Source organism: Macellibacteroides sp. (genome assembly GCF_050251695.1).
Lineage (GTDB): Bacteria > Bacteroidota > Bacteroidia > Bacteroidales > Tannerellaceae > Macellibacteroides > Macellibacteroides fermentans.
On the sequence record NZ_JBFWMI010000102.1, the window covers coordinates 1 to 11,404 of the forward strand.

Here is an 11,404-nt window from a genome sequence, read left to right on the forward strand (position 1 = left end):
GGCTATGGCATTGAAGGAATTTTGCCTGACGCTATTTGCTACCGGTTACAACAAAACTATATGATCCCAGATCTGAAAGCTGGTAATTTTAGTCAGGGTATGGCTAAAGGTGTTGCCGCAGTGGGAGAATATTTACTGTCGGGTGACTATCAGCGATCAACAGATTATCAACCGGAAGGTCAATCTGATGATATAGGCGTTTTGATCGGCACAATCTTTCTCTTTATGATTATGATTGTAGGAATGTCGTACTTTATGAAAAGAAGGCCTCGCCTCTGTCCTAGATGCGGGAAGAAGACTCTTGTTTATCAGGGTACACGTACTGTACAGGCGGCTACTTACCAATCATCCGGACTTGCAGAAGAAATCTACGTCTGCAAAAACTGTAATCACACTGATAAAAGAGACGTGATTCTAAGTCGGCTAACCCGCTCCAAAGGTCCGATTATCGGAGGAGGTATCGGTGGATTCGGCGGGGGTATCGGTGGTGGATTTAGCGGAGGCGGAGGTTCCTGGGGAGGAGGAAGCTCTGGTGGTGGTGGATCTATCAGCCGTTTCTAATCGCTCTGATGTGATAAAGACTGTTTAGACTTACAATGAACATCGCTCACAACATCAAATACTTACAGTCACTTCAAATCTGACCGGTTGTTATTAGTTCAAACTGGGAATGGATTCTATTTTGCATAGAAGCATTCCCAGTTTGTTTTTTTACTCATTACTGTTCCCTCCTTTTAAAAATCAACTAATACAAGAAATAGATAAATCCAACCTTTCAAAGACTATAAAAATCATTCAGGACATCCCTTACTTTCTCTGGAGTCATCCTTACATAAACCTTTTTGCCCACAAGCACGACCGGCGAAAATCCGCAGGCTCCTACGCATCTGAGGCAATCCAGCGAAAATAATCCATCGGCTGTTGTTTCTCCAACCTTAATCTTAAGCAGATTTTTAAATTCATCCAGCACCTTTTCTGCTCCTCTTACATAGCAGGCTGTTCCTAAACACACTGATATGGGATATTTCCCTTTGGGAGCCATAGTAAAGAAGGAATAGAAAGTAACAACTCCGTACACCTTGGATAGAGGAATTCTGAGTTGTTCTGCAACAATCTCCTGCACCTCTTTAGGAAGATAGCCAACAAGTTCCTGTACGGCATGTAAAATATTGATCAGCTCTTTGGGATCATTATTGAACTTTCCGCAAATTGTTTTCAGGGATTCGATAGTGGAAGCCGACAAACAGATGGCTCCATTCTCTTTGGTTGATTCGTGATATACCGGATAGACACCTACAATTTTCCTTCGGTTGGTGTAATGAGTATGTAGCAGCCTATGCGAAACAGGTCCGCAGGGAGTTCCCAGAAAGTCGGCATATAGCTTTTGTACGGAAGGGTTCTCGTGACTTTTACGCAGGCTCTTCTGCCGGTCGGCATCATACAAAGCGGCTGCACGTTTCTTTATAACAGACATATCACCATGGTGAAAAGGCTGGCCACCACCGCCTATACACCCACCCGGACAAGCCATCACTTCCACAGCATGAAAATCGGATGTTCCGTTGAGGATACTTTCTGCCAGCTTTCGGGCATTGCCTAAACCATGAGCAATACCCAACTTAATCTGGACACCATCAAAATCTATTGTAGCCTTTTTTATCCCTTCAAATCCGCGAAGTTCCTGAAAATCTATTTTTGGAGCCGGCTTACCGGTATAGATGGAATAAGCCGTACGTACAACCGCTTCCATAACACCTCCTGTTGCACCGAATATAGTTCCCGCACCGGTAGATTCGCCTAAGGGAGAATCGAAATCGCTTTCGGGTAATGATTGGAAATCAACGTTAGCAAAACGGATAAGTCGCACCAATTCACGCGTATATAATACGTAATTTACATCCGGATCGCCTTCGACTGACATATCCTCGCGCATACACTCGTACTTTTTGGCCAGGCATGGCATTAAAGAAACAACCACAATATCTTTACGCGGTCTATTTAGTTTTTTTGCAAAATAGTTTTTAATCACCGCCCCCATCATTTGTTGTGGACTTTTGGCTGTGGATAGGTTATCTATAAGTTCCGGATAGTTTTGCTCAACAAAATTAACCCATCCCGGACAACAACTGGTCATCAGGGGAATTCTGGCATCTGCTTTACCTTCAATAAGATGGGTTAAACGCCCTAAAAGCTCGGTACCTTCTTCCATAATGGTAAGATCTGCCGCGAAATCGGTATCAAAAACATAATTGAAACCAATGGCCCGCAACGCAGAAACCATTTTACCGGTCACCACCTGGTCAGATTCCATGCCAAAAGCTTTCCCCAAGGCTGTGCGTACTGCGGGAGCAGTCTGAGCAACAACAACTTTAGAAGAATCTGCCAAAACATCAAGCACCTGGTCGACACTGCTTTTACCTCCTAAAGCCCCAACAGGACAAATAGCTACACATTGTCCGCAATAAGTACAGTTGCCTAACTCTATATCTTCGCCAAAACCCGTAGAAATAATTGAATTAAAGCCTCTGTTTATAGCAGAAATTGCCCCAACAGACTGTACACTGTTGCACATGGTCTCGCACCTGCGACACATGATGCATTTGTCCAGATCACGCACAATAGCCGGAGACACATCCGGCGAGAATGTAGATTTCTCACCCGGATAACGGATTTCTCTGATCCCAAGCTCCGATGCTACATTCTGTAACTCACATTGCCCATTCTTGCGGCAAGTAAGACATTCGAATGGGTGATTAGAGAGAATCAGCTCCATAATGGTACGACGGGCATTCAATACACGGGGATTATGTGTCCGAACAACCATACCTTCGGTACAAAGCGTTTTGCAGGAAGGCATCAGTTTTTTATTACCGGCTATTTCAACCACACAGATTCTGCAGCTTCCCGGACTATTTTCGTAATGCAACTCATCCAGCTTCATAAAGCATAGCGTAGGAATCTTTATACCCACACTTTTAGATGCCTCAAGAATAGTAGTTCCTTCCGGTACAATCACCTCTTTATTATCTATTGTCAATTTAATTGTTCCCATAAATAGCCCTCCTAGTAAACATATATTGCACCAAAACGACATTTCTCAAGACAACTTCCGCAACGGATACATATATTCGGATCGATAATATGCGTAGCCTTCCGTTCGCCAACAATGGCATGAACAGGACAGACGTGGGCACATAAAGTGCATCCGGTACACTTTTTAGGATTGATGTAATACACCGTAAGATCACGACATTGATGAGCCGGACAACGCTGTTCTGTTACATGCGCAACATATTCGTCGTAAAAATTATCGAGAGTAGATAATACCGGATTAGGAGAAGTCTGCCCCAAACCGCAAAGTGAAGTATCTTTAATTACTTGTCCGAGGTCCCGTAATTTTCGTAGATCCTCTTCAGTTCCTTTGCCCGATGTAATTTTATTGAGGATTTCAAACAAACGTTTATTGCCAATTCTGCATGGTGAACATTTACCACAGGACTCTTCAACGGTAAATCCCAAATAAAATTGAGCCATGGCTACCATACAATCATCCTCGTCCATAACGATCATCCCTCCGGACCCCATCATCGAGCCGGCAGCCTGCAGCGTATCATATTCTATGGGCAAATCAAGATGCTTTTCAGTAAGGCATCCCCCGGAAGGTCCGCCTGTCTGAATGGCTTTAAATTTTTTCCCATTTTTAATTCCACCCCCTATTCCATAGATAATCTCACGCAAGGTAATTCCCATAGGAACTTCTATAAGTCCCACGTTGTTTATTTTACCTGCCAGCGCAAATACCTTGGTCCCCTTACTTTTCTCCGTACCTATTTTGTTATACCAATCTGCACCTTTCAGAATTATGGTAGGAATGTTGGCAAAAGTCTCTACATTATTAACATTGGTAGGAAATCCCAGGTACCCCTCTTCACTTGGAAAGGGAGGTTTAACAGTTGCCTCCCCCCTTTTTCCTTCCATACTGTGAATCAGGGCAGTTTCTTCACCGCATACAAAAGCTCCGGCTCCATACTTAATGTCAATATCAAACGAAAAATCGGTCCCCATTATATTCTTCCCTAGCAACCCATATTCGGTAGCCTGACTGATGGCAATACGGAGTCCTTCAACCGCCATCGGATATTCGGCTCTTATGTAAACCAAGCCCTTGGTTGCTCCTGTACAATAACCGTTTATTGTCATTGCTTCAATTACAGAATGAGGATCACCTTCTAAAATTGACCGGTCCATAAATGCTCCGGGATCACCTTCATCGGCATTGCAAACCACATATTTTGGCGATTTAACCGCTTTTCTGGTAATCTGCCATTTTAATCCGGTAGGAAATCCACCCCCTCCCCGTCCCCTTAGTCCGCTTTCAATAATCTCTTGAATAACCTCCTCGGGAGTAGATTGGGTAAGAACCTTGGCTAATGCTGCATATCCATTTCTGGCAATGTATTCATCTATTGATTCAGGATTTATCATTCCGCAATTTCTTAAAGCAATCCGCATCTGGGGTTTGTAGAAACTCATCTGCTCCGGATTACGGATTACCTGATTTCTATCGGCATCTAAGTATAAAAGCCTCTCAAGATACATCTTTTTAACGAAGTGCGTATGAATCAGCTCGTCGGCATCTTCCGGCTTAACCTGCACATAAAAGGTATTGTCCGGTACTACTTTAACAATCGGCCCTTGTGCGCAAAATCCAAAGCAGCCAGTCAAAATTACCTGAATCTGCTCTTCCAGATCTTCTTTCCGTATAGCCGACTGTAATTTTTCTATAAGCATGTCGCTTTGAGATGCTTTGCAACCACCTCTTCCACACACTAAAAGAATACTTTTATTTTGAAATTCTTTCGGGGAAGTAAAATCTGAACTCTCTTCGGGATTTGGATCTGTTTCCCGAATACGCATCAATTTACGAAGAGATTCGTATAATTGTTGTAAATCTGCAGGTGTCTGTATTTTCTTCATAGGGAAAATAATTTAAGGTTTGCACAACAGACATATCACAAATATACACAAATTTTTCTCTGATTAGATCAAAACCAGAGATAAAAACAAAATGAAATTAAAAATATTTAAATCAAGTGTCTCGAGGAAGTTTTAGCTTACAATTTTATTCCATAGCACCGCTTTGAAGTACTTTAGAATGTGGAGGCACACTGTGTGTCAACCAGATGTTACCACCAATAACAGAGCCTTCTCCAATAGTTATTCTGCCAAGGATGGAGGCATTTGAATAGACTGTAACCCAGTCTTCCAAAATGGGATGTCTGGGCACATCCAAAGGCAGGCCCTCGTTATCAAGGATAAAATTCTTAGCCCCAAGTGTAACCCCCTGATACAAACGGACATGGTTGCCGATAACCGCAGTTTTACCGATAACAACTCCCGTACCATGATCAATACTGAAATACTCTCCTATTTTGGCTCCCGGATGTATATCTATACCCGTATTGGAATGGGCTATTTCTGTGATAATACGAGGTATTACAGGCACCCCAAGATTTAAAAGGCAATGGGCTACCCGTTGATGAAGTATAGCCTGTATGGCCGGATAGCAAAATATTATCTCGCTCAGACTTTTTGCTGCAGGATCTCCATCTAATATCGCTTTAATATCTGTCGACAATAAATATTTAATATGTGGAATATGATTAATAAACTCTACGGCAATATTGGAAGAACGTTCTTTTGAATCTGAACACCCTTCAACTTCAAAGCATAACCCATGAAAGATTTGCTCTTGCAATAAATCGTAAAGTTGTTCCAAATGAACACCCATATAATATTCCATCGAATGTTCTTTAGCCTCTTGTTCAGTACCAAAGAAACCGGGGAAAATTATCTTTTTCAATAAATGCATTATCTTTTTAAGCTCATCTACCGAAGGCGATGGCTTTTGATGCAGTGGAATATATTTATACTCCGGCAAGTTGGAGGTAGATAATTTCGTTACGTTTTTTTGAATTTCCTCCAAAATCTGACTTCTGTTCATAATTAATTATCCCAAGCGGGATCATATTTTTTCATAGACGACGAAAAAACACTCATTCCTATATATATTGAACCATTAAGCAACATCATACTATGGCCTTCATCTTTATACCCTCCAAGTGTACTTTTACTCGTCCAGACTTTTTGTTTTATATTATACTCCCAAATTCTGTTGTTGGAGTCAATTACATAAAGTAAATCATTCAGTATTACTCCACTGCTTATAGTACCGGCAAGATTAGGAATTTCAGTTTCTTCCTTCCATGTACTCATATCACCGGACGAAATCCATAAGGTCTTGGTGGAAGTCGACTCGCCTGTTTGTCCCAACCCTGCAAATATAGTATCATTTTTACTCAGAACAATGCCTCCATACTGACTAACGGGAAAATTCTCTATTTGTTTCCATTCCCCGTTATTGATATTATACCTCCAAACCTCATTTAAAAAAGATTTAGTAGTACGTCCTCCTATAACATAACCATAGGTTACAGCGCCATTTGATTGAACGGTTGCTTTAGCACTCCATCTGGGTGTTCCAGGAAAAGGTGGCAATATTTCCCATTCATTAAGAGAAACTTTATATTTATAAAATTCAGTAGTTGGCTGACCTGGATTAACTAATCCGCCTAATAAATAAGCTGTTGCATCGGTCGAAAATGCTGTCACAAATTTTCTTCCTCCAAGAGGAAAAATATTTCTATCTCGCCAAGAATCAGATATCGGATCAAATTCCCAAACTATATTGCTATATGATTGACCTACATCCCCTCCAACTAAATAAGCCCGGCCGTACACACTGAAAGCAGCTGCTCCAGTAGGTAGATAACTTGTGAATGAAGCCATATCAGTAAATATTGGCGGAGCAGAAAAAATGACTTCTTCTCCATATGAAGTGCCTATACTATTTGTAGCAAATGCTCTAATATGATATGGTTTTCCTCCATTTATTTTTTCTAAATAACCAGAAAAAGCACCTGTACCTGGTGTAAAGTTGAATACATTATCCTGTATAGTAGGTTCATTGCTAAAAGACCAACAAATCCCCCGGGCTGTAATCTCAGAATAACCCATATCTACTACATTCCCTCCAACTTTAGCCTTTCCTTCTTTATTATCATTAAAAACCGAAGTTTTAACTGTTGGCAAAGCTATATATACGGTTCTTTCTTGTCCGTATGCCGTTCCTTTAGCATTAATTGCGTAAGCCCAAAAATAGTATTTTTTATTTGCAGAAAGACCTTTTATTTCCACTGTAAACGATCCTAATCCATCTCCTGCGGGAATCTTATTATCTGTCGAATCCGGTGAAGATTTTGTACCCCAGCAAATTCCTTTTTCAGTTACTTCTGCGCCATTTTCTTGCAAAACAACACCCGAAATTGTGATAGTGGTTCCCGAGGATGATTCTACCGAAGAGGTTTCTACTTCTGGGATTCTGGCATTAAATATCTCATCTGGAACAGAAGGATTATCCAAGCACGATTGAAAAATAAACATTCCAATCAACAATGACAAAAACAGTCTGGTATATTGTTTTATTAGTGTTTTCATACTTTTTAAAATATTAAGCCAATGCCGGCATTTAAGTCGGCAAATTCTAAATTAATCGAACTGCAGCCCACATTGAAAAATAAATTTTTACTCACTTTCACAATTGCATCGGTATCGGTCTCTATTCCTTTATAAGAACCTGATAAATTTTCACACCAAAGTTCTGCCGTTATATTATTATTATTAGAATAGCTATAAGTTGTGGCATGCCATTGTAATTCACGTTCGCCATACCCTACACCAACTGAAGCGGACAACCAAGGCAAGATTTTCACAATCAGTCCCCCTGTAATTCCAAAACGGGAAATACGTTCACGGTCAAATTTATAATACACATCCTCTGAATAATTAGTAATACCATACTCATTACAGTCGAATATTGTTTCACCAAATATCATATTTGACTTCAATCGCAAATAACCACCCCATCGCTTACCAAGTAGGCCAAACGTTATTCCATAGGGTGCAGATGGAGTAAAATTATAACCGATGATCAGATTCAGCGGTGTTGGTTTTTCTTTAGGTGAAGGTAACCGGTTCTCTAAAGCGGGCAATTGTTCCTCTGGCTTTGACAATTTTGACAGCTGTTCTTCCCAATAATTTGCCAGCTCCGGACTCTCGGGTGTACCTATACCATGCTCGTAATAAAGGATGAGCCGGGCTATTGAAGCCGTATCATTCTCCGTCGCTTTTATATTGATACAATTCAGGCATTTAGTCATTAAGCTACGCATCGGAATCCGAAACTGTTCGTTTTCGATCCAGATAGTCGTCAGCTTATCAATACTATAACTATCGCAAAACGAAACTCCTTCTTCGAACCACATTTTGGCATCAGCAAGATCATTTCTGGACAATGCCTCATTTCCTTTTTCATTATATTCAGTCAGCCTTTGAGCACTGAGGTTAAAAGGCCCAATAATTAAAAACAACAATAAAAGAAAACGACTCATAGGTTTCAAGTATTAATAGTATGTAACGCCTTTACTCACCAGTTCGCATGATGAATTATATATATCAAAAAGATTATCTTCACGTTCAAAAGCTCTACCCTTTTCAGCCTTTCCAACACTTAAATAGACACATGGTATGCGATCGATCCCTTTTGAATCAATAGCTCCGTATTTACCCGTCGATTTATTTCTTACTATGATGTAATTTCCGAAAGGCATTTTCTCTTCATATAAAGATTTTCTATTTAAAATTACACTCTGTTCTTCCATTGAATCGCAGGTTATCAATAAACGCAAAATTTCTTCATTTAAATAAAGTTCTTTGGCCTTATTAAAATCATTCCGTGCCCCCAGGTAATCACCTTTAGCCAATTTCTTCTTTCCTAAATCAAGCAGGCTGCTATAATCAGTATCCGGAGTTTTTGCCGGAATTGGCTGCACATCAAGTTCACTACCAGGAGGAATATCATCTTTTACAACCGGATTAAGAGGTGTTACAGTTAACAGAGATGGATTGTTTTTTTGTTCTTCTGCATTATTCAATACAAGTGTATCAGTATTCTTGCGATTATCCTCCGAAACTGTCAAAGGCTTTTTGTCATCCATCGGCTCTGGAATGTTACCGGAGTTCCTTGATTTTAAATTTATAAAATACAGAACTGTTCCAACGCAAACAAAAATAATCAACGAGATTAAAATTGGTTTAAAATAATTCCTACGTTTAACAGGTCCTCCCTCCAGTTCATCTACATTTCCTCTTTCAAGGATTGTATCGTCATCCGGATTAGAGACAGGCTCTTCATTGCCTTGTAAAATAGTCTTTGTATTTTCATGAGTCGGTTCCTCCAGATCAACTCTTCGGGTTAGCGTATAAAGTTCCGTAGCATCATCCGCCTGGGATGTACCATTCACCCCATTAGTCTTCTCTCTAACCTCTCTTTCAGGGGAAGGTCCCAATGCCAATATCATCTCATTAACAGATTGAAAGCGGTCGGCTTGAACTATAGCCATCGCCTTCATAATAGCCTCTTCTGTTCTTTCAGAAATTGAAGAATTAAGCTCAGATGGTTTTTGCAAAGGCTTAGCGGCACGTAGAATTGATTCGGTAGGTATTTTACCAGTCAACAGATTATACATAGTAGCACCCAGCGAATATATGTCCGGACAGGGAGAGAAATTCTGAGTTCCTTCATCGTCATATTGCTCCACAGAAGCAAATCCTTTGGAAAGAGTAAGCATCGTTGTGCTCGTTTCCTGTTGAAACAAATCATATCGTTTACTAACTCCGAAATCGATTAAACGGGCATTGTCGTCCTTGTCGATTAATATATTACTGGGCTTGATATCCAGGTGGAGTATACTTTTCTCGTGAACAAACTGAAGGGCATGAGCAATTTGGTGTGTATAAAAAAGAACCGTATTTTCGGAAAGTCTTCCCTCCTTTTCAAGTAAGTACTTCAATGAATACCCTTGAATATATTCCATGGCGATGTAAGCTGTATCGTTCTCTTCAAAAACTTCAAGCACATTAACGATATGTGGATGATGTACATCCGACAATATTTTCGCCTCTTTAATTAACTTCTCTTTAAATTTTTCAAATAAAGCTCTTCCTGTTTCCGAATGAACCTTTACAGCAAAGGTTTCTTCATCCCGATAACAGTAATCTTTAAAAAAATATTCTTTGATACAAATAGGAACTTCCGTCTTGACTTTACCCAACGATCCCTTAACCTCGGTAAACCATACACCTTTGTATGTTATACCAAAGCCTCCTCGGCCAACGGTTTCAGTTAGCTGATATTTCCCTTTTTGAAGATAATGCCCAGTTGGTAATTCCATCAGTACTAAAGTAAAGATTCATCTTGACAAATTTACTGATTTTATATGAAAGAATAAAAAAATGAGAGTATAAAATGCTTGATAGAAACGGTTTCCTGAACATTATTCACTGGAATAATGAAAAATGAAAAGTTATCTCTGGATATATTGTTGCATGCTTCAAGAACTTCTGTCTTAAGCACATCAGAAGATATGTTTTTTTCAAATAAACCGGATAACGCCTTGTCATCAAAACATTCCATAACCCCATCAGAACACATAAAGAAATAATCACCGGGAGTTACATTCGTAATCAATGTAACTTCAGCCTGAACCGGATTTTCTGTTCCGCTTATCGCTTTTAGAATCACATTTTTTTGTGGATGACTACTAACCTCTTCCGGTTTTATGCGTCCGAGTTTAACCAGGGAATTGACAAGAGAGTGATCAATGGTTTCATGTAAAATCTGCCCCTTTCTGAATTGATAAATCCTACTATCCCCAATATGAGCAAGCGTCATACCATTGGTTCCAACATAAAGAAGGGCCATGGTTGTTGCCATCCCTTTAGCTGAAGGATTGGATGATACAAAATCGTCAAAACGAGATTCAGTATATTTTACAGCCTGATTGATAAATTCTTCGGTAGGATTTCCCTGCAAAAAGGAACTGAAGTATGTCTGCAACGATTCACAAGCTAACGCACTTGCTATTTCGCCCTTTTCGGATCCACCTACGCCATCGCATACAATAAACAATCGCTGCTTAGGACTCGATACTTCCGGCTGAGGATATACTGAATCTTCATTATTCAGTCTGCCACCTCTTTCACAAACAGCAAATGGTTGCCCCATCATTATATCCATAGCCTGATCCTTCCATTATTCATTAAACCTGAGGATGGTCTTTCCGATCACTATTTCATCGTTGTCTTTCAAAACAACAACTTCTCCATTCTCAAGGCATGTGTTATTATACAAAGTTTTATTCTTACTGTTATTGTCGGACAAAAAATGTTTATAAACTCCCCCACCCTCATGCTTCACTTCAATTTTAATGTGCTCGCGACTCAT

9 protein-coding genes and 1 pseudogene are annotated in these 11,404 nt (G+C 40.0%); 1 reads left to right on the forward strand and 9 read right to left on the reverse strand.

Going from position 1 to position 11,404, the window contains the following annotated elements; translation table 11 throughout:
- Window positions 1-561: TPM domain-containing protein (locus tag AB7E53_RS12650; protein ID WP_446776030.1), on the forward strand; the 561-nt coding region annotated here is incomplete at its 5' end.
- A 214-nt stretch (window positions 562-775) separates the two neighbouring features.
- Here the strand turns inward: AB7E53_RS12650 and AB7E53_RS12655 are convergent.
- From AB7E53_RS12655 to AB7E53_RS12695, 9 genes and pseudogenes are all read right to left on the reverse strand, one after another.
- Window positions 776-1,249 (reverse strand): NADH-quinone oxidoreductase subunit NuoE family protein, encoded by a 474-nt coding sequence (locus AB7E53_RS12655; RefSeq protein WP_446776041.1) that lies wholly within the window; start codon window positions 1,247-1,249, stop codon window positions 776-778.
- A 36-nt stretch (window positions 1,250-1,285) separates the two neighbouring features.
- Window positions 1,286-3,052 (reverse strand): annotated as a pseudogene (locus tag AB7E53_RS12660) (NADH-dependent [FeFe] hydrogenase, group A6); the annotation flags it as partial.
- An 11-nt stretch (window positions 3,053-3,063) separates the two neighbouring features.
- A complete protein-coding gene (locus AB7E53_RS12665; protein WP_446776043.1) occupies window positions 3,064-4,791 on the reverse strand; it encodes an NADH-ubiquinone oxidoreductase-F iron-sulfur binding region domain-containing protein in 1,728 nt (575 codons plus the stop codon).
- Between the two features lie 331 nt (window positions 4,792-5,122).
- Window positions 5,123-6,004 carry a serine O-acetyltransferase gene (locus AB7E53_RS12670; protein ID WP_179398390.1) on the reverse strand — a complete coding sequence of 294 codons (882 nt, stop codon included), beginning with the start codon at window positions 6,002-6,004 and terminating at the stop codon, window positions 5,123-5,125.
- Window positions 6,005-6,006: 2 nt separating this feature from the next.
- Window positions 6,007-7,557 (reverse strand): Kelch repeat-containing protein, encoded by a 1,551-nt coding sequence (locus tag AB7E53_RS12675; RefSeq protein ID WP_446776032.1) that lies wholly within the window; start codon window positions 7,555-7,557, stop codon window positions 6,007-6,009.
- Between the two features lie 5 nt (window positions 7,558-7,562).
- Window positions 7,563-8,510: a hypothetical protein gene (locus AB7E53_RS12680; RefSeq protein WP_446776034.1), complete on the reverse strand. Its 948-nt coding sequence runs from the start codon at window positions 8,508-8,510 to the stop codon at window positions 7,563-7,565.
- 12 nt (window positions 8,511-8,522) lie between these two features.
- Window positions 8,523-10,352, reverse strand: a complete 1,830-nt coding sequence (locus tag AB7E53_RS12685) for a serine/threonine protein kinase (protein ID WP_446776036.1) — start codon at window positions 10,350-10,352, stop codon at window positions 8,523-8,525.
- A 41-nt stretch (window positions 10,353-10,393) separates the two neighbouring features.
- Entirely contained in the window at window positions 10,394-11,197 is an 804-nt protein-coding gene (locus tag AB7E53_RS12690) for a PP2C family protein-serine/threonine phosphatase (RefSeq protein WP_446776037.1), read from the reverse strand.
- Between the two features lie 15 nt (window positions 11,198-11,212).
- A partial coding sequence (locus tag AB7E53_RS12695; protein ID WP_446776039.1) for an FHA domain-containing protein occupies window positions 11,213-11,404 on the reverse strand: 192 nt, incomplete at its 5' end.